Origin of the sequence: Vibrio nigripulchritudo ATCC 27043 (genome assembly GCF_000222685.1) — a bacterium.
Lineage (GTDB): Bacteria > Pseudomonadota > Gammaproteobacteria > Enterobacterales > Vibrionaceae > Vibrio > Vibrio nigripulchritudo.
In genome coordinates, this window is record NZ_AFWJ01000267.1 from 97,065 (window position 1) to 116,772 (window position 19,708).

Consider the following 19,708-nt stretch of genomic DNA (forward strand, 5'->3'; position numbering starts at 1 on the left):
CTTCTGACAACGCTATAAAATGATAGAGCAAACTTAGACGTGATTTACTCTACTTCGTCCATCTTGCCTAATAGATTACGAATGCGCTCCTGCCATGCATTATGCTCTTCACGCATTTTAAGGTTTTGGCTTTCCAGTTCCTCACGGCTGTTTTTCAGCTCGTTTGCTTCAGAGTTAAGTTGAGCGTTCTGCTCTTTCAACTCTTCTACTTCCATTTGTAGAAGTGCGATGGTATCAACTGCGGTTTGGATTTTTGCTTCTAGCTGCTCTAGGACTTCTAAAGACATGTTAGCCACCTGTTTATTTTGATTCAGTCTACGTGAATGAAAGTTCACAAATTATTCCACATTCTACTCAGCATCCCGCGTCGACACACGTTCAAAATTGGTGATCTTTGCTCGGTTGGTCAAAAAAAAGGCTATCTTTAACCAAAATTTGACGTTCGCTATCAATCTATTGGCGATCACTGGGAAAAATTGATGCTGAGCAATCCACAGGGCGTTTCACGGATGAAATAGCAAACGTTTCAATATGGCTGTGTTAGAATCATGGCTGTGTTAGAATCGCCGCCAATTCTTTCCTGTTTTGGTTTCGTATCTGGAGTTCACATGAAACGCGATTTGGCGATGGCTTTTTCCCGAGTCACTGAGGGTGCTGCACTGGCTGGTTATAAATGGCTGGGACGTGGTGATAAAAACGCAGCGGACGGCGCTGCAGTTGAGGTCATGCGCGCACTACTGAATAAAACGGAAATCTCGGGTGAAATTGTCATCGGTGAAGGTGAAATCGATGATGCGCCTATGCTGTACATTGGTGAGAACGTCGGTATTGGTGGCGATGCTGTGGATATTGCTGTCGACCCGATTGAAGGCACTCGCATGACCGCTATGGGTCAGTCCAATGCATTAGCGGTATTGGCGGCAGGTGAAAAGGGCAGCTTTTTGAAAGCACCTGACATGTACATGGAAAAACTGGTTGTTGGTCCGGGTGCAAAAGGGGTGATCGACTTAGACAAACCGCTGGCTGAGAACTTAACCAACATTGCTGAAGCCCTAGGCAAAACGCTGGATACTCTGACGGTGATCACTCTGGCGAAACCAAGACACGATGATGTGATTGCAGAAATGCAAAAGATGGGTGTACGTGTATTTGCTGTGCCAGACGGCGACGTGGCGGCATCTATTCTAACGTGTATGCCAGACAGTGAAGTAGACGTTATGTATTGTGTGGGGGGTGCGCCAGAGGGTGTGGTTTCTGCTGCGGTTATTCGCGCACTAGACGGCGACATGCACGGTCGCTTATTGCCACGCCACGAAGTGAAAGGCGATACGGAAGAAAATCGCGCTCACGGTGAGCAAGAGCTGGAACGTTGTAAAGAAATGGGTGTCACGGCTGGCATTGTTTTGCGTATGGAAGACATGGCACGCAGCGATAACGTGGTATTTTCAGCAACAGGTATCACCAAGGGTGACTTGCTTGAAGGCATTACTCGTCAGGGCAATATTGCAACAACGGAGACGCTATTGATTCGTGGTCGTTGTCGTACCATTCGTCGTATCAAATCGATTCATTACCTTGAAAGAAAGGATGATGAAGTCCGCGACATCATTTTATAGCCCAGGCTCAAATCGAGTGTTATCGAAGCGCAGCCAGGCTGCGCTTTTTTAATCCTGAAAATGGTGATTTTTCCTGAAAAAGTTAACTATCAAGGTCACGGGTTAATGCGTCTTTAAGCTCTGATACCAAAACTTCAGCACTATTGCGGATTTAATCAAGAGTTTGCTTTATTAACTTCATACCTCATAATAGTCCCAAGGGTGAATGCCCTAGCTATGAGGGGAAGAATGAAAACAACGGATCGTATCTTACATAAAATCAAGCGTGAAGGTGCCATCACCGCTAAGAAGCTATCGCAAGACTTTTCCATGACTACCATGGGCGCTCGCCAGCACCTACAGAGCCTGGAAGAAGATGGCTTACTGATTTTTGAGGATGTGAAAGCCAAAGTTGGACGCCCCACTCGCCACTGGTCGCTGACAGATAAAGGTCATGAACAGTTCTTTGATGGTCATAGCGATCTGATGATCAATATGATTGATGCTGTTGAAGCGGTGTTCGGTAAAGAGGGGATGAAAAAAGTCACCGCCGAACGTGAAGCCAGCACACTTCGTCAATACCGCTCAGCCATGGCGCATTGTCAGACTCTCGAAGAAAAACTCAACATTCTTGCAGAGCTCCGCGAGAGTGAGGGCTATATGGTTGAGTTGCTAAAAAACGATCAAGGGTTTGAATTAATTGAAAATCACTGCCCAATTTGTCGTGCTGCGAAACGCTGCCCTAGCCTCTGCCTTTCCGAGATAAATGTCTTTCGTAAGCTTTTAGGAAAAGAATACTCCATCGAACGCACCGAACATATCATCCAGGGTAAACGTCGGTGTAGTTACCAAATAAGCGCGCAATAATTTCCCAACGGTATCATTTACTTATACAGCAAGCTCATCTTGTCGCTTTTTCTTATTAGCTCAATTGCATATATCAATTGTGAGACTGAACAATAATAGAGCAATTAAAGTGCATTTTTTGAGCTAATTTTATCGTATGCTCTGCTCATGTGCTGTAACAAAGAAGTAGGAGGGTGCAGATGGGACGCGCTCAATATGATCAAACTTTACCTCCATTTGAGGAGCTTGTCGCTCTGGCTCAGGATGACCCAGAAGCGTTTAACGAATTTCGTCAAAAGATGTGTGAAGAGATGATCACTTACGCTTCGGTTGAGATGCAGCCTCGATTAAGAGCTCAGCAAAGCCATATCGAGAGAGTGATCGACCGATGCAAGAATCCAACGCATGCCAATGTGGCACTAATGAATGAGCTGACAATTCAAATCGGCAAGTTTCAAGATGCGTTGCACGGTGACATCACCAAAGAATCCGCCGATATTGTTCCGTTCAATCTAGAACGCAAGCAATAAGGTATGAAAACAAAAACGGACCTGAATTCAGGTCCGTTTTTTCATTCGTAGACAAATCACCTTTCTGGGGGTGCGCCGTACTGGTTCTCTTTTTGGTCGCCGGGTAAAAATCCACATTCGACAAGAATCCATGCTCCTGCAACTAAAGCGAGTAAAGAGGCAACCGTCTCGATTGCGGTTGTCTGCATCTGAACGCCTGGAGCCGCAACAGGCGCGAGAACACGTCCCGCAATAACTGGGATGTGCAGCGCAAGCCAGTACACTGATTTGCCTCTGTCATGCCAACGCTTTGCGGTGATAGCCAGATCGGGATAAAGCATACATGCCAAAAAGAAAATGGCGATAACGTTGCCCAGCTCTGGGAACAGCCCTCCTGCCCCGTAACTGAATCCAATCACTATTAAGTAGTAAAACGCGTTCCAGATCCAGAATACCTGACGTCCGACACGTCCTTGAAAAGAAAACAAATATTGCTTAATCGACATCTCTTACCTTTGCTCAATTGAGCACTTTTTGAAAACATTTGGTGTCCATATCCCGGACATTGACCGTCAAACTATGAACAGCGCTTGCCTGCTCCTGGAGAATATCCATCAGTTGACGGGACAGGTTGCGCTTTTGCTCTTCTGTTCGTCCGCTTAGAAGATCGAAGGTGATGTGGATGAAATCCACCGTATCTTCCTGATCGCCCACCAGCCAGTGGTGGCAACGGAAAGCTCGTGACTTAACAGAAGCGACGTCAAACAACCCACTCTCTATGGCTGCCTGATGCAGATCTTCCAACAGAAGCGGAACATTAACGCGCTCGTCCACTGAATTTGAATACTCCATCACTAAATTTGGCATTGCTACATCCCTGTTATTCTTTATTTTGACAGCGCTTAACATACAGGAAAATAAGCGCCTTGGTGCACCACAGACTGGATTTTGCCTGCCTGATCACTGCAAATTACTTTCTTAGTGACAACATGAGATCTGACCTTACAGCCAGATCGCGGAAAGACATGACACCAGTCATGATTTAGCCGTATTAATCTGTTATATTCTTTCGCAATCACGTTTATTTTTTACATTAATTAATGGAGATATTCCTATGCGTCGTCCTGTAGTGATGGGTAACTGGAAACTTAATGGCAGCAAAACTATGGTCACTGAGCTGCTAAACGGCCTTAATGCGGAACTTGAAGGCGTAACTGGCGTAGACGTTGCAGTTGCTCCACCAGCACTTTACATTGATCTGGCTGAGCGCTTGATCAAAGAAGGCGGCAACAAAATCATCCTAGGTGCGCAAAACACTGACGTGAACAACAGCGGCGCATTCACAGGTGATACTTCTCCAGAAATGCTGAAAGACTTCGGTGCGTCTCACATCATCATCGGTCACTCAGAGCGTCGTGAGTACCACGTTGAGTCTGACGAGTTCGTTGCTAAGAAATTCGCTTTCCTAAAAGAAAACGGTCTGAAGCCAGTTTTCTGTATCGGTGAGTCTGAAGCACAAAACGAAGCAGGCGAAACTGAAGCAGTTTGTGCTCGCCAAATCAACGCAGTAATCGACGCTTACGGCGTTGAAGCGCTAAACGATGCAATCATCGCATACGAGCCAATCTGGGCTATCGGTACTGGTAAAGCAGCAACAGCTGAAGATGCACAACGCATTCACGCTTCTATCCGTGCTCTAATCGCACAAAAAGATGCAGCAGTTGCAGAGCAAGTAATCATCCAATACGGTGGTTCTGTTAAGCCTGAGAACGCAGCTTCTTACTTCGCACAACCAGACATCGACGGTGCTCTAGTTGGCGGTGCGTCTCTAGACCCTAAAGGTTTTGCTGCTATCGCAAAAGCAGCAGCGGAAGCAAAAGCTTAATTTCGCTTTTCCTCCAGAATGACAAAGACCAGCCTCGGCTGGTCTTTTTTGTTGTGTATTTAGAGTCTGTTGACCTAGCTTCACTCAAACTGCACTTTTGCCAAGGCATTAGCGGCTTTATTAAGAAAGGGGAGGTAAAGCCTTAGCTCTTCCAAAGATTTGCGGATTTTAGGAGCATGCACAGACACGGTAAAACAGACACTGCCTTGTTTGTCCCTCACAGGAACGGCAATCGCCACCATACCTTCCATAAATTCTTCCCGGTCAAATGCAATACCTTCACGACGAATCTGATCCAGCTCTTCTTGCAGTTGATTAGAGTCCGTTAAGGTAAAAGGTGTATAGGACTTTAATGGCGTCGCATGAACGAGCTTATCCCGCACTTTGGGCGTCATATGTGCCAACAGCATTTTCCCGCTGGCGGTACAGTGCAGTGGCAACTGCGACCCGACGGGCAATTGTATTCGATAGGGCCAGTTAGCTTCCACGCGATCAAAATAAACGGTGTGGTCCCCATCCAGCATGGTGCAGTTGCAGGTTTCATCCACCTCCTGAGACAATACTTTTAAGATGGCGTGCCTTGGAGCACTAAGCGCATGATTCGACATGATGCCCAGCGAAAACTCCCTTGCCCTAAGACCAGGAATATAACGCCGGCTGACGGGTTCTCTTTCCACCAGCCCTTCCTGTTCCAGTTGCTGAAGAATACGATTTAACGTGGGCTTGGGCAGCCCAAGCTCCTCAATTAAATCGGATGTTGATACGGGTTTGGGTGCCTGTACGACTTTCTCCAGAACCACAAACCCTCGCATGATAGTGGGATGTGTTGCTCGCTCCCCGTCCATCTGCCTTTCCTTCTTTTATGCACCACCACACTGGAGGTGATTGACTTAACCAGCTCCGCCAAATTGCAGCAGGAATGTTGAAAGCGGAGGCCAGAAAGCAATAATAAGCCAAGCCACCATCAATGCGAACAGATACGGTAAAACATGACGAACAATCGTGAAGTACGGTATCCCGGTCATCCCACTGGCCACATAGAGATTTAGCCCGTAAGGCGGTGTGATAAACCCGATGGCATCGCCCACTAAGAACACCACTGCAAAGTGAATAGGATCAACACCCACACTGTAAGCAATCGGTGCCAGAATAGGGGCTAAGATGATGGTGTTGGGCAAACTTTCCAGTACTGTTCCCGCCATTAACACCAAGAACATACACGCCAACAGCACGAATGTTGGATCGCCGATACTCGACATCCAGCCATTCACTACCTCCCCAGCGCCTAGTAAAGACAGCAACTGTTGCATCACCACAGAAACCGCAATCAAAGGCGCAAGCATGCCAGTGATCTGACCGGAACGAAGCAATATTTCAGGTAACTTGGTCAGCTTTATCTGGCGTGTCACCAACACACCCGCTATCAGGCAAAAACCGACGGTTACGCCTGCCGCTTCTGTCGGTGAGAATGTACCGGAATAGATGCCGTAAATAACAATCGCAATTGCCAGTATCCCCAGATACGCCCTAAACCCTGCACGCACAATGCGTTTCGGCTCAAAGCGAATCATGTCGCCCCAGTTATTGCGTCGGCTGACGAGATAGCAGGTGACCTGCATGGCAATCACCATCAAAATGCCCGGGAGCATGCCTCCGATGAACAGATCACTGATCGACAAATCGAGCAAAAATCCATAAACAATAAAGATAATACTGGGCGGAATGATGATTCCGACCGTCCCTCCGGCTGCCACTGTTGCCGCCGCGAAGCGCTTATCGTATTTGTTGTTTTCCATTTCAGGCTGCATGATCGAGCCGATGGTGGCCGTTGTTCCGGCATTCGAACCAGAAATAGCCGCAAACATCCCACAGGCTCCGATGGTTGCCATCCCTAGTCCGCCTCGCACCCAGCCTAATATGGAATAGGCAAAGTCCGACATTCGCTTCGCAATCCCCGCGGCATTGATCAGGTCGCCCGTCAGAATAAAAAGCGGGAGTGCCAGCAAACCAAAGAAGCTCAACCCTTCAAACAAGGTGACCCCCACGTTTGCCAGAGTAAAGTCAATCACCAGGCTGCACCCTACAACCCAGAAACCGATCACAAGAAAAATCGGCACTCCCAGCAAAAATAGCCCCGTGACACCAATCGATATCAGGGTAATTAACGTTCCATTATCCATTTGTTCTCCTTAATCCAATAGCGATGCCTGGAGCACAAACGGCTCTTTGTTGCGGTAACGTGCAATGTCCTGCATCAGATTCTGCAGCACCCGAATCACAATCAGCCCCCAAGCCAGAGGGGTCGCTAGGTAAAACCACCATTCCATTACGTTGTCTGTACCTCCGACAATGGCAAAGTTGTCATAGGCGAGCCAGGTTTGCTGGTAGGTGTAGTAAATGACGATGATGGCGAACGTAATCCAGAGAACCGCATCGAGCACGAAACAGAAAAACTGCATGCGATACGACAGGCGAGACCGAATTTCAGTCAGCGCCAGATGAGTGCGCTTTTTAATGTTGTATGACGCACCAAACCAAGTAACCCATAAGAACAGCAAAACAGGAACCGTCGTACTCCATGGCACCTGCTGGTTGAATAAGAAGCGCCGAATCACCTCAACAAAGATAATTCCCGCCATGGAAATGTAAGTAATCAGAATGATCACTTTTTCGGTGTTGTTATCCAGCCAACGAAAAAGCACTCGAAGAAACGTCATATCCCTATCCTGTATTCCATTGAATGAAAGCGGCAGCGGATGCACAACACACCCGCTTCGCCTGTGTTTAGCTTTGCCACCAGCGCTGAGGCTCAACGTTTACCGGAGCCATGTCTTTAGGGATCTCGCGTGCAATGTCATAAATTTCCTGATAGGTATCATGGCCACCCGACCATTTGTTCAGGCGCTCACGCCACGCTTCCCAAGGTTTTGGATTGAATTCTGGCGAACACATCTCTTCCGCTTTTCTCAACTCGGCATCTGACAGGGTTGCCACGCGAACGTTGTTCTCGGCAAAGATGGTGCCTGGCTTTTGCGGGTTGGTTGCTCCGACAATGTCGTACAAACCTGCCTCGTTCATCCCCTGAGTGTAGATTTGAGCAAGATAGGCCGACTCCATCACCGCGTCTTGCAGCTCCGAACCCAGCTTGTCGAACACCGACAGGTTCATCGCGGTGTGCTCCGTACCACAGAAGAATTTCAGATCGACACACTGCGAGACCACTGGCGCCATACCGGCGTACGCCACTGCACCCATCCAGGTTTCAGCGCCATCAATTAAGCCTTGCTTCAATCCGTCTAACGTTTCTTCCCACGCAATGGGAACCGGATTCAGGTTCATTAGCTCCATGGCGATTCGCCCAAGCTGCGTCCCCGTGACTCGGTTCTTTGTTCCTGCTAACTGGTCGACGGATGTCACGGTCGGTTTGTCCTGCCATTTCAATCCAAGCTGTATGCCTCGCAATTCGCAGTGAGTAAACAAGAACTGGACATTATGGCGTTTTCGCAAAGGTTCACGAAGCAGTGCCTCACTCTTTTTGCTGTAGAAGAAGTGGTATTGCGCCGCGCGAGACGGGAACATGTAGGCGTAATCCAATACATTCAGATATGGTGCGCCACCAGCTGAGTTCTGAGTCGAGGCAGAATAAATATCAACAATGCCCTGCTGGGTCTTCTTAATGCAGTTGGTCTGTCCACAGATTTGGTTGCTGCCAATAAACTCCACCCGAATGGCACCATTGGTACGCGCTTCCAGATCTTTGGCAAAGAACAACTGACCCGACTTTTGAATATCGAGGTTTTTTTCGTTAAAACCCGACGCACCGAACTTCAACTGAAACTTGGGTTTCACGGCATAACGCTTTTTGGCGGTTTGCTCAGCGGCATTTGCCAGCTGAGATAAGGTTGCTCCGGCACCTAATGCGCCAGCAGCCAGTAGTGTGGATGTCGCCCCGTATCGGGCAGACACTTTCATAAATCCACGTCGGGTTAATTTTTCGTCTCTCATGGTTATCACTCCATTGACTAAAAATGAACAGCGCTTCCCTATTTCTGACTACCGCTTTTCGACAAACTCAGGGGTTTCTCACCTCAATACACAAGCATTGTAATAGGTCGAACAACACGCCGTTGTAGTTATTGAATCTCCTCACATTGCCCATTTTTAACCCGAGCAAATGTTAATTTTTTTGATTCAACGTTGCTCATTTATTACACAAAAAAATAAAAAACAACCCTTGACTTAAAAAATTGAGCCATTTAGTCTCAATAAATGAAACTTAAGACTTATTGGATTTGATGGCGAAAATTTCTGAGTCGCCATCACACGATGACAGGGAATGTGAAAAAAATGAGCACATCGGAAGCGCAGTTTGACTACATTGTGGTTGGGGCAGGATCCGCTGGATGCGTGTTAGCCAACCGGCTTTCTGCTAACCCCAAAAACAAGGTATTGTTGTTAGAAGCGGGAGGGAACGACAGCAACCCATGGCTGCACATTCCGGTTGGGTATTTTAAAACCATGCACAATCCGAAAACCGACTGGTGTTACCTCACCGCCCCCGACAAAGGCATCAATCATCGGCAGTTACAATGGCCGCGAGGAAAAGTCATTGGCGGTTCCAGTGCCCTCAATGGTTTGTTGTATGTTCGTGGTCAGGCGGAAGATTACGATCGCTGGGAAAAGCTGGGGAACAAAGGCTGGTCATACCAAGAGGTGCTGCCATATTTCAAAAAGTCTGAAGATCAGGAGCGCGGAAAGAGTGAGTTTCACGGTGTCGGTGGACCGCTCAAGGTGTCGGATTTGCGATTGCGTCGCCCCATTGCGGACTTTTTCATTCAGGCTGCCGTGCAGGCAGGTATACCAGAAAACCCAGACTACAACGGAACGTCTCAAGAGGGAGTAGGCTATTTTCAGCAAACTGCTTACAAGGGCTTTCGCTGGAGCACAGCAAAAGGCTTTCTGAAACCTGTACTTTCCAGACCGAATCTGACAGTGGCATTGCACGCTCAGGTTCACAGGATACTCTTTGAAGGAAAAACGGCAATTGGGATTGAGTACCAGCAGAAGCAATCCAAAGTCATCACCAAAGCTTCAAAAGAAGTCATCCTGTCTTCTGGTGCCATTGGATCGCCTCAGATTCTCCAACTGTCTGGAATTGGTGATCGTGATCTGATGGATCAACTTAACATTCCACTGATCCACGCCTTACCCGGAGTGGGTCAAAACTTGCAGGATCATCTGCAAATCCGATTGGTGTTCAAAACCAGCCAACGCACACTAAATGACGAGGTCAACAGTGTATTCAAACGCCTGTGGGTAGGCATGCAGTACGCGTTTAACCGCACTGGACCTCTTACCTTAGCCGCGAGTCAGGTCGCGGTGTTTACCCAATCCAATGAATCGCTTTCCAGACCCGATATTCAGTTTCACATGCAGCCACTGAGTGCCGATAAACCGGGCGAAGGTGCACATCCATTTTCGGCTTTTACGTCTTCGGTTTGTCAGCTTCGCCCGTACAGCCGTGGGTATGTGCAGATAAAGTCTAGTGATCCGGCGGAGCACCCGGAAATACAGCCGAATTATTTGTCGGATGAAAGAGATGAAAAAACAGTGGTAGACGCCATCAAGGTGGCCAGAAAAATTTCGGCACAGCCAGCGCTGGCAAAGCACATTCTCGAAGAGTTCGTCCCGGGAAGCCAGTATCAGACTGATGAGGAGTTACTGGAAGCGGCGCGAAACTTCAGCCAGACCATTTATCACCCCACCAGCACCTGCAAAATGGGCAATGATGATATGGCAGTGGTGGATGAACGTTTAAGAGTGCATGGAGTGAAACAGCTTAGAGTGGCAGATGCATCCATCATGCCGGAGATCGTGTCGGGCAACACCAACGCCCCTACTATCATGATCGCCGAAAAAGCCGCCGATATGATTCTGGAGGACAATGGAAACTAGGAAGTTAGTCACTAACTTTCAATAGGATGCGAATAAAATGTTCGTCTTCGTAATCGACGTCATAGTCAAACTGACTGTTGGCGTATATCGCCCCTAAAAAGGTGTGTCGGTGAGACTGATTGCCACGAAATAGCATGGGAATGCCCACTTGAAGCTGGTTGGTATCGTTAAAGTGTACGTTTAAATCTTGTGAAAGCACCGCCACCAGACAGCCGTTTTTATTGTGGTCGAGATCCAGCGCTTCAGGCGTTGAAAGCACAACCGTTGTCCCGAGTTTCTTTTCTATCTCATTGATCAGCAGCAGGTAGCCATCAAGATGCGGGTAACCGGGTTTTCCGTCTTCACCCAATACCAACCCTTCAAGAAATCGCTCTAAATTGGCGTTCGAATGCTTATTTAGCTGTACAAAAAGCTTGATTTGCTTGCGAATGGATTTGTATTTATTGAGCTTTAACTTGGGTTTGAACCAACGCACCAACGCCTCGTTTTTCTTTGCCGTTGAAAGCAAAGTGCGAGGATTTGACTGAATTTGAAACTGAAGATGCAGCAACGCATGTAGAGTCAGAGTTTTAAAAAGTTGCGAGTGTTCCATTTAACCGACGTTATGATTTTATTATTAGAATTGTGAAGAAGGAGTTTACAGACTCCAAAGACTATAAAACCACTTGAGCGACAATTACTCAAGTGGTTCAGTTGGCGATGTGGGCTATATACCGTCTCCGCCAATGAAAGTCTGGGATTTGCCGTTAAATTGCTGATCCATGTCGAGTGAAGGCTTGTCGCTTTTTGGTCGACCGACAATTTTAGCCGGTACACCAGCGACAGTGGTATGCTCAGGAACCGCCTGTAAGACCACAGAACACGATCCAATTTTAGCGCCTTCACCCACTTCGATGTTGCCAAGAATCTTAGCACCAGCTCCGATCATGACACCTTCGCGGATCTTCGGATGTCGGTCGCCGCTCTCCTTACCCGTACCACCTAACGTCACGTCCTGCAAAATAGACACATCATCTTCAACCACCGCGGTTTCACCGATGACGATCCCCGTTGCGTGGTCAAGCATGATGCCTTTTCCTATCCGCGCCGCCGGGTGAATATCCACCTGACACGCCACGGAAATCTGGTTTTGCAGATAGGTGGCTAGCGCAACGCGCCCTTGTTTCCACAACCAGTTCGCCACTCGGTAACCTTGAAGTGCGTGAAACCCTTTCAGGTAAAGCAATGGCATAGAATACATGGCAACCGCTGGATCTCGATTGACCGTCGCACAAATGTCGCATGCTGCAGAGGCTGTCAGATCGGGATCTGAATTAAATGCCTGTTCCACCACTTCACGTACTGCCATGGCTGGCATTGAGGCTGTCTTGAGTTTGTTGGCTAAGATGTAGCTTAGCGCAGCCCCCAGACTGTCATGATTGATGATGGTTGCATGGTAGAAACTGGCAAGCATCGGCTCTTGCTCCGATTGCTCTCTCGCCTCTCTGACGATGGCTTTCCAGACCTTCTGTTTTTCACATTGCTTCATTGTGGTATTCCGATCTTCCTTGAAAATGAGGCAGAGCTAGCTGCCACAAAGTCATTTAAGCTTCTGCTTTTTTGTCACGCGCGAGCAGGTCTTGGGCCGCCATGCGCGCATCCTTACCTTGATACAATACTTGATAGATTTGTTCAACTATTGGCATTTCAACACCCATGCGCTCTGAAAGTACCCACACTTCTTTGGTGTTGCGATACCCTTCGACTACCTGACCAATTTCTTCCTGAGCTGTATCCACATCTTTGCCCTGCCCAAGTGCCAAACCGAATCGACGGTTTCGAGACTGGTTGTCGGTACAGGTCAGTACCAAATCGCCTAATCCGGCCATTCCCATAAAGGTTTCAGGCTGTGCTCCTAATGCAGCGCCTAACCGGGTCATTTCAGCCAGACCTCGGGTGATCAGTGCCGTTCTTGCGTTAGCACCAAATCCGATGCCATCAGACATACCGGCACCGATGGCAATCACGTTTTTCACTGCACCGCCAAGCTGCATACCAATAAAGTCACTATTGGCGTACACGCGGAATGTTTTGCTGCAATGGATTTTCTCCTGCAGATCTTTCACAAAGTCCGAATCTGGAGACGCCACTGAAATAGCCGTTGGTAATCCTTGTGCTAATTCTTTTGCAAACGTGGGACCAGACAACACCGCTAATGGATAACGTTCACCAAGTTGTTCTTGCGCCACCTCTTTTAGCAGACGACCTGTTTCCGGCTCCAAACCTTTCGTCGCCCAGCAAATTCTGGAATCTTCACGCAAAACAGGTTTGATACTATCCAATACAATGCCAAAGACATGGCTTGGGACAACCACCAGCAGATCTCGGCTTGCCTGTACGGCTTTCTCTAAGTTGTCTTCGATAATCAGTGTGGGTGGGAATTCAATTCCTGGCAGAAATTCGTGGTTTGCTCTGTCGGCTTGCAGACGCGCCATATGCTCCGGCTCGTGCCCCCACAGAATCACATTTGCACCATTGCGCGCTAATGAAATAGCCAGAGATGTGCCGTAAGAACCAGCGCCAATCACAGTCATGGCTATCTCTTTGCCATTGTAATTATTGGTACTGTGTTGGTTGCTTTGAGGTTGTGTCATCGTTCCACCCGATACATGTCGTGAGTATGGAGTTAGTATACTCAAAAAACGTTACCGTATGCTTGTGAGGCAGGTACATAATAAAAATGCACATCGCATCGTGAGATTTGATGTGCATAACAATCAAAATTCCACAGCCTTTTCAGGCTGTGGTTAAGGCGATTAAGCTTGCGCTTCGCCTTCCTGAGCTTGCTGCTGTAGGTAGTTCATGAACAGAGCGTCAAAGTTAACTGGCGCTAGGTTCAGTTGAGGGAACGTACCTTTAACCACTAGGCTGGAAATCGTTTCACGAGCGTATGGGAATAGGATGTTCGGGCAGAAAGCACCTAGGCAGTGAGCCAGTTGACCCGCTTCCATGTTTTCTGCTGTGAAGATACCACCTTGCTGAACTTCACATAGGAAAGCAGTTTTCTCATTTTCTGTGTCACCGTTTTTCACAGTAACAGTCAGACGAAGTACAACTTCGTATACGTTCTCACCCAGTTCACGGCTTTGCGTGTCCAGATCCAGTTTTACGTCTGGCGTCCATTCTGTTTGGAAGATTTCTGGAGAGTTTGGCGTTTCGAAAGAAACGTCTTTTAGGAAGATACGTTGAATTGCAAAGTTTTGGTTTGCTTCTTGAGGTGCTGCTTCAGCCATTGTCAAAATCCTTTAATCAATATATTTGCCCCGGCAACGCCAAGGCATGAAAACCTGTGTAGGTATCTGTGAAAATTATTTCTTACCACGAACTAAGGGTAGATTCGCTTCATTCCACGCAATCAAGCCATTTTTCAGTAAGTAAACCTTCTCAAAACCAGCTTTGTTCAGCTCATTCGCACTTGCTTGCGCAGTTTGACCTGTTTTGCATACCACAATGATTGGGTTCGATTTATGCTTTTCAAGGCTCGCGATGGAACCATTTTTGATATCTGAAGGCAAAATGTGAACTGCGCCTGTAATATGACCTTTCTTGAATTCGTCCTTGGAACGAATGTCAACAACCACGCCATCTTCGCGGTTCATCATGTTGGTCACTTCTGCGGCAGTCACTTCTTTGTAGCCTGCGGTTTTGCTCTTAAAAATATTGACGACAAGGGCGACGAAAATACCGGCCCATACCATCACTAGAATGGTGTTATTGGAAATAAAATCTAAATATTCTTGCATGTCCTACGCTCTTGCAACGCTTACGCGGGTGTCTGTAAAGGGCAGATTATAACGTCGAAGGTGCCGAAATTCGATAATGGTTGTTGAAAGAAGTGAAATAAGAGGCAATGCTCACCTTTCAGGTCTCCAATCTTTGGCTTCTGACCCAAGATTGACAATAGTTTTGGGGTTTTGAACCAAACTCATAAAAATCGATACTATTGAATTAAATCAACAACATATGCAATGACATTTATACAAACCGTTGGAGATATTGTATAGTCTGCGCACAATTGCAATTAAATACGACCAGTTGAACTATTCGGTAAAGGAACCGCCATGAGACGACTTGTTCAAATCACGCTTGCTTTCGCTTTGACCCTTTGCTCATTTCTGTCATGGGCAGACGCCAAAATCAGCTACCTCGGGAATTACACACACAATGGTGCTTCCGCCATTATTGTGCAGTTTGATGAGCAGGTGCCTTTCCAGAATGCGGTGTCCATCTCGACCAAAGGTGGTGAGGAACTGCCGAATGCCTGGGTATTCAATAAAGCCAAGACTGCGCTTATCTATGCTGACGTCGAGGTGGGGAAAAATTACGTTCTCACTTTGAATCAGGGGCTGAAATACGAGGATAAGTCAGAACACACGGTCAGTATCTATCGAAAAGATCCAACGGTGGAAGTCATCGGGCGAGGTCCTGTGGTGCCAGCCAACGGAAAGCGCAGTATCCCGATTTCTACGATGAACGTTGAGCAAGTTTCTGTTGAAGTATTGAAGGTTTCTGACCCTGCAGCATTTCTCAACACTTCGCATTACTCTTCACAACCTGATCGCTGGGCACTGAACCGACTGACCAGTTCAACGGCTCCGATAACGGTTCTGAATTTCGATATTCCCACTGGCAAAGCCAATCAGTCGCAATACACCGAGCTTTTCTTACCTGACGAGCTGGTCAATGGCTGGTACCTGTTGATTGTTAAACCGACGGGCAGCTACAGTTACGACAGTGAAAAAGCCATTCAGGTGGCACTGACCGCTGTCGGTATTCAAACCAAAGTCTTTCCTAAGCAACTGGCGGTCTACCTCTCTTCTTTCTCAGATTCATCTGCTATTACCGATGCCAACATTTCGGTTCATCATAGAGACGGCAATGTTACGGCTCTTGGCAAATCGACAGACGGTTTTGCTCAATTCGATTACGAAGTCAAACAGGGCGATATCCTGTTCGTTCAGAAAGGTGAAGAAGTCAGCCTTCTTCCACTTCGTGAAATGCCTCTGGATCTCTCGGATTACAAAGTGGCAGGCAGACAATATCAGGACCATGAAGCCTTTATTTATTCCAATCGGGATCTGTTCCGTCCGGGAGAAGTTCTTCCCCTTAATATCATTGCCCGAGATCAGGATGGTGAAGTACTGCAGGACGTGCATCGCTTGTATGTGGAATACATCAAGCCCGACCAGAGTATTGCCGCAAGTCGTTGGTTAAACCCTGCTTCAGCAAATGGCTTCTTCAGTGACGAATACGCCATTCCAGCCAGTGCGCCATTAGGTAAGTGGGTCGCACAAGTCAAGCTACATAAAAAAGCCAAAGCGCCGATCAGCACATTCACGTTTGATGTGAGTGAGTTTGTTCCCGAGCGTATGGACTTGACGGTGGATATGCCCAAATCCATCGAATTGGGTGCCTCTAAAACCACAGCGGAACTGGACGGTAAGTATCTGTTTGGATCACCAGCGGCACAAAATCGCGTCTCGATAGACACGCATTACCTGCCAACTCATTACTTTGACACCGACCTGAGTGATTTCTATGTCGGTCAGCCGTTTAATATTTCCTACTGGCGCGATGTTCCTGATATCGAAGACATCAAGCTTGATGACAATGGTAAGTACTCCCTAACCTTCCCACTGTACGCGCCTGAACTGATGAAGTCGCCAGTCAATGCTCTGTTCACGTTTGAGCTGTTTGAGACGGGCGGTGCAAGCGTTTCTCGCAACCAGCAACGTCAGTTGTGGTCAGGAAAACCATTAGCTGGAATTAAAGCACCAGATGATGACATTAACTCATACAGCAGCGTTGAATTTCAGGTGGGTTTGCTCAGCGGAGATGGTAAAACCCTGCAAGCAGGCAACCTTGATTATGTTTTAGAGCGCAATGCGGGCGGATACTACTGGGTTTACAGCGAAAGCAGTGGCTGGGATATTCGCAGTGACGATAAATGGCGACCAGTCCAAGCAGATAACCTTCTCACTGAAGCAGGAAAAGCCATTCCACTTCAGCTGAATGTCGATTGGGGACGCTATCGCCTTACGATAACCACCGAGCAAGGTACAGTTACACGATTCCCTTTCTGGGCTGGTTGGAATGAAGGCAGTGCACAGCAACCTGTAAAACCGGATCAGTTGTCTATGACGCTTGATAAAAAGCGTTACACGGCAGGCGATGACGTTCAGGTAACCGTATTCAGCAAGCAAGCGGGTGAACTTCAGTTGAGCCTGGATGGCGGACAGTCGCTTTTGCAGCAGCGTCATGTGATTGAAGCAGGCGAACATCAGTTCACTCTGCCAATTGATGCCAGCCTGAATCGTCACGACCTTTATGTCACTGCCACGTTAGTCAGCAGTGCCGCTGAGCAGCAAGCAGGAGCTAAAGCTCTGCCTAGACGTTTCTTTGCTATTGCCCCCGTAATGCTTGATCGCAAAGACAGGGTTTTACCTGTGAGTATTGAGCACGCGGATAAGCTGCTGCCACTAGAGCCTGCTACCATCAAGGTCAAGCTGGACAAACCCTTAGAGCAAAAAGCGTGGGTCACGCTTTCTTTGGTAGACAGAGGCATCATCAATCTCGCGAAGTATGAGCCGCCTGTGATGGCTGACTGGTTCTTCTCACACCGTCGCTACCAAAGTGATGTCATCGATATGTACTCCCGCTTCTACCAGACTCGTCCGGATTCCTTCGTGACGCGTCATCGCTATGGCGGCGATCAGGAGATTGACCTGAACGTGAGCAACGATGATCTAGTGGAAAGCAAAACCATCACCATTATGTCTGAATTGGTGCAGTTCGACCAAAATGGCGAAGCCAACACCACCGTGGATATCCCGGATTACAATGGCCAGGCTCAGGTTGTGGCGATGGCATTTACCGACAGCCAATATGGTCAGTCGGAGTCTAATGTGACTATTTCGGCACCTATTGTGGCGGAGTTGGCAGTACCACGTTTCCTGACTCCAGAGGATTCAAGTCAAACTTACATGGAGCTGTTTAATACCTCCGGTACAAATCAGACGGTGAAAGCTTCGATAGAAGGTGGAGACATTCTCTCTTTACCGGGGGAAACGTCGTTCGAGTTTACCCTTCAGGATGGCGAGCGCACTGGTGTGCCCGTTCCGTTCAACATTGGCAAAATTCAATCAAATTCAGAAGTTATCACTCTGAAACTCACCATAGATGCGACGGGTGATGATGGTACTCGCTACCACCAGCAGCGTGACTGGGATATTCCAGTGCGTATCGGGCAGCCCATGGCAAGCCAGCGCACTCTGATTACACTAGCGCCCAGTTCGGATGCTATTGATTCAGGTACCGCCGAAGGCAGCACTTACACCCTTACACCGGACTTATGGAAAGATTACCAGGACTTTACCGAGCAGTTTGCCGCTGTCACCTTCTCTCGCTCGCCTCAGGTCAACATTGCTGAATACGCTCAGGGGCTGTTCCGCTACCCGTATGGCTGTGCTGAGCAGACCACCAGTAAAGCAATGCCGTGGTTGTTTGATGATTCAGACTTAACGGCAATAAAAGCCAAAGCGGCGGGCGATAAACCCGTTCGTCAAATCATTGAAGATTCGATGAACCGTTTGTCCACCATGCAGAAAAGCAACGGCAGCTTTTCCCTTTGGAGCAGGCATGGTGACGCGGACGACTGGCTCAGCATGTACGTGACCGAATACCTCCTGGAAGCCAATGCACGCTTTCATGATGTGGTTCCTGCCAAGATGCTGGAGCGAGCAAAAGAAAACCTGACACGACTAATCCGAAATGGCAAAGCCGATCAAGCCAGTCATTTCTATGCCTTATGGCTCGGAGCTAAAGCTGGTCTGGTCAACAATACTCAGCTGTACAACACATCGCAGCAGTTGACCGACAAACCGAATCACGCCATTTCACGCTTATCCGCAGCGCATTTTGGTGGCGCATTCCTTCTGAATGGCCAAACTAAGCAGGGGGAGAAATTCTTCAGTTGGACAGAGTCGGACACGATGCGCAGCCGGATTCGTTATTACGAATACGGCAGCAAAATTCGTGATATGGCGATGACGATTGCGATCCTCGAAGACGTTCGCAAGGTGATTAAACTGAGCCCTGAAATGCTTTCGCTGAGAAACCGACTGGCCATTCGCGTTATGGAACTGTCTGCTCAGAGAAACTGGCTCAGCACTCAGGAACGCATGGCGCTGGTTCGTGCAGGTATTGCATTGAAGCAAGATAACGGAACATCGGTTTCCATCGAGATTTCTGAAAACGGCACTCAGCGTGAGTCGACGGCGAAATCTTCTGGTCACGAGCTGCTGGCGGTAGGAAGTACCCTTTCCAATCCGAGTAAACAGCCCATTTTCATTCAGATCGCAACCAAAGGGCTGGCTAAACCGGAATACTTGCAATCCACGATTCAGTTCCGACAAGCCATCCGTTCTTACCGCTATGAAAACGGCGATAAGTACAAAGGAGAACCACTCAAAGTCGGTGACAAGCTGATAGTGTCTGTCGATTACAATCTTAGGGAAAAAACAAACAATGCACTGATTGTTGAGTACCTTCCGACGGGCTTTGTGCTTGAGAACCCTCAATTCACCAACAGCGCAGAAATCATCAAAGCAGCGAAAGTGGTGAAAAGCAGCAGTTGGGACATGCTTGAGTATCGCAACGATCGTCTGGTGGCTTCCACCAACATGAAATCGGGCAGTCAGTATCGCATTAACTATGTATTACGAGCTGAAACCCCAGGAGAGTCGGCAATTCCAGCCATGTTTATGGAAAACATGTATCAGCCTGAGAAGCTGATTTACAAGCCTTATCAATCCATTCCGTCGATCACCATTCGACCATAGAGGCTAAGCCGAGGTATGGCTTTGAAACTCAGAAAAGGA

Annotated in this window: 18 protein-coding genes; 6 read left to right on the forward strand and 12 right to left on the reverse strand. The window is 47.9% G+C overall.

Going from position 1 to position 19,708, the window contains the following annotated elements; genetic code table 11:
* Window positions 1–44: 44 nt before the first annotated feature.
* A complete protein-coding gene (gene zapB, locus RH89_RS18630; protein ID WP_004405374.1) occupies window positions 45–287 on the reverse strand; it encodes a cell division protein ZapB in 243 nt (80 codons plus the stop codon).
* A gap of 321 nt (window positions 288–608) precedes the next feature.
* On the opposite strand from zapB, the gene glpX reads away from it, so the two are divergent.
* From glpX to RH89_RS18645, 3 genes are all read left to right on the forward strand, one after another.
* Window positions 609–1,616: a class II fructose-bisphosphatase gene (glpX, locus tag RH89_RS18635; RefSeq protein WP_004405375.1), complete on the forward strand. Its 1,008-nt coding sequence runs from the start codon at window positions 609–611 to the stop codon at window positions 1,614–1,616.
* Window positions 1,617–1,844: 228 nt separating this feature from the next.
* Window positions 1,845–2,462: a helix-turn-helix transcriptional regulator gene (locus RH89_RS18640; RefSeq protein WP_004405376.1), complete on the forward strand. Its 618-nt coding sequence runs from the start codon at window positions 1,845–1,847 to the stop codon at window positions 2,460–2,462.
* 179 nt (window positions 2,463–2,641) lie between these two features.
* A complete protein-coding gene (locus RH89_RS18645) occupies window positions 2,642–2,971 on the forward strand; it encodes a DUF3135 domain-containing protein (protein WP_004405378.1) in 330 nt (109 codons plus the stop codon).
* 56 nt (window positions 2,972–3,027) lie between these two features.
* Here RH89_RS18645 and RH89_RS18650 read toward each other — a convergent pair whose 3' ends face one another.
* Both RH89_RS18650 and RH89_RS18655 read right to left on the reverse strand, forming a co-directional pair.
* Window positions 3,028–3,456 (reverse strand): DUF805 domain-containing protein, encoded by a 429-nt coding sequence (locus RH89_RS18650; protein WP_004405379.1) that lies wholly within the window; start codon window positions 3,454–3,456, stop codon window positions 3,028–3,030.
* A gap of 13 nt (window positions 3,457–3,469) precedes the next feature.
* Window positions 3,470–3,817, reverse strand: coding sequence for a 5-carboxymethyl-2-hydroxymuconate Delta-isomerase (locus tag RH89_RS18655; protein ID WP_004405380.1), 348 nt, complete (start codon window positions 3,815–3,817; stop codon window positions 3,470–3,472).
* A gap of 247 nt (window positions 3,818–4,064) precedes the next feature.
* Here RH89_RS18655 and tpiA point away from each other — a divergent pair, with 247 nt between their 5' ends.
* On the forward strand, window positions 4,065–4,835 hold the full coding sequence (tpiA, locus tag RH89_RS18660) for a triose-phosphate isomerase (RefSeq protein WP_004405381.1): 771 nt from the start codon (window positions 4,065–4,067) through the stop codon (window positions 4,833–4,835).
* A gap of 80 nt (window positions 4,836–4,915) precedes the next feature.
* Here tpiA and RH89_RS18665 read toward each other — a convergent pair whose 3' ends face one another.
* The 4 genes from RH89_RS18665 to RH89_RS18680 all read right to left on the reverse strand — a co-directional run bounded on the left by RH89_RS18665 (window position 4,916) and on the right by RH89_RS18680 (window position 8,840).
* Window positions 4,916–5,680 carry an IclR family transcriptional regulator gene (locus RH89_RS18665; RefSeq protein ID WP_004405382.1) on the reverse strand — a complete coding sequence of 255 codons (765 nt, stop codon included), beginning with the start codon at window positions 5,678–5,680 and terminating at the stop codon, window positions 4,916–4,918.
* Window positions 5,681–5,725: 45 nt separating this feature from the next.
* Window positions 5,726–7,015: a TRAP transporter large permease gene (locus RH89_RS18670; protein WP_004405383.1), complete on the reverse strand. Its 1,290-nt coding sequence runs from the start codon at window positions 7,013–7,015 to the stop codon at window positions 5,726–5,728.
* Between the two features lie 9 nt (window positions 7,016–7,024).
* Window positions 7,025–7,552: a TRAP transporter small permease gene (locus tag RH89_RS18675; RefSeq protein ID WP_004405384.1), complete on the reverse strand. Its 528-nt coding sequence runs from the start codon at window positions 7,550–7,552 to the stop codon at window positions 7,025–7,027.
* 67 nt (window positions 7,553–7,619) lie between these two features.
* Entirely contained in the window at window positions 7,620–8,840 is a 1,221-nt protein-coding gene (locus RH89_RS18680; protein ID WP_004405387.1) for a TRAP transporter substrate-binding protein, read from the reverse strand.
* Between the two features lie 342 nt (window positions 8,841–9,182).
* Between RH89_RS18680 and RH89_RS18685 the strand changes: the two genes are divergently transcribed.
* On the forward strand, window positions 9,183–10,790 hold the full coding sequence (locus RH89_RS18685; protein ID WP_004405391.1) for a GMC family oxidoreductase: 1,608 nt from the start codon (window positions 9,183–9,185) through the stop codon (window positions 10,788–10,790).
* A 4-nt stretch (window positions 10,791–10,794) separates the two neighbouring features.
* Here the strand turns inward: RH89_RS18685 and RH89_RS18690 are convergent, their stop codons facing one another.
* The 5 genes from RH89_RS18690 to RH89_RS18710 form a co-directional block, all read right to left on the reverse strand.
* Window positions 10,795–11,382: a DUF2913 family protein gene (locus tag RH89_RS18690; RefSeq protein WP_004405393.1), complete on the reverse strand. Its 588-nt coding sequence runs from the start codon at window positions 11,380–11,382 to the stop codon at window positions 10,795–10,797.
* Between the two features lie 114 nt (window positions 11,383–11,496).
* Window positions 11,497–12,318, reverse strand: coding sequence for a serine O-acetyltransferase (cysE, locus tag RH89_RS18695; RefSeq protein ID WP_004405395.1), 822 nt, complete (start codon window positions 12,316–12,318; stop codon window positions 11,497–11,499).
* Window positions 12,319–12,373: 55 nt separating this feature from the next.
* Entirely contained in the window at window positions 12,374–13,423 is a 1,050-nt protein-coding gene (gpsA, locus tag RH89_RS18700; protein WP_004405397.1) for an NAD(P)H-dependent glycerol-3-phosphate dehydrogenase, read from the reverse strand.
* A gap of 162 nt (window positions 13,424–13,585) precedes the next feature.
* On the reverse strand, window positions 13,586–14,062 hold the full coding sequence (gene secB, locus RH89_RS18705; protein ID WP_004405399.1) for a protein-export chaperone SecB: 477 nt from the start codon (window positions 14,060–14,062) through the stop codon (window positions 13,586–13,588).
* Between the two features lie 75 nt (window positions 14,063–14,137).
* On the reverse strand, window positions 14,138–14,572 hold the full coding sequence (locus RH89_RS18710; RefSeq protein ID WP_004405401.1) for a rhodanese-like domain-containing protein: 435 nt from the start codon (window positions 14,570–14,572) through the stop codon (window positions 14,138–14,140).
* A gap of 318 nt (window positions 14,573–14,890) precedes the next feature.
* Between RH89_RS18710 and RH89_RS18715 the strand changes: the two genes are divergently transcribed.
* Window positions 14,891–19,669 carry an alpha-2-macroglobulin family protein gene (locus RH89_RS18715; RefSeq protein ID WP_004405404.1) on the forward strand — a complete coding sequence of 1,593 codons (4,779 nt, stop codon included), beginning with the start codon at window positions 14,891–14,893 and terminating at the stop codon, window positions 19,667–19,669.
* The last annotated feature ends 39 nt before the right edge of the window (window positions 19,670–19,708 follow it).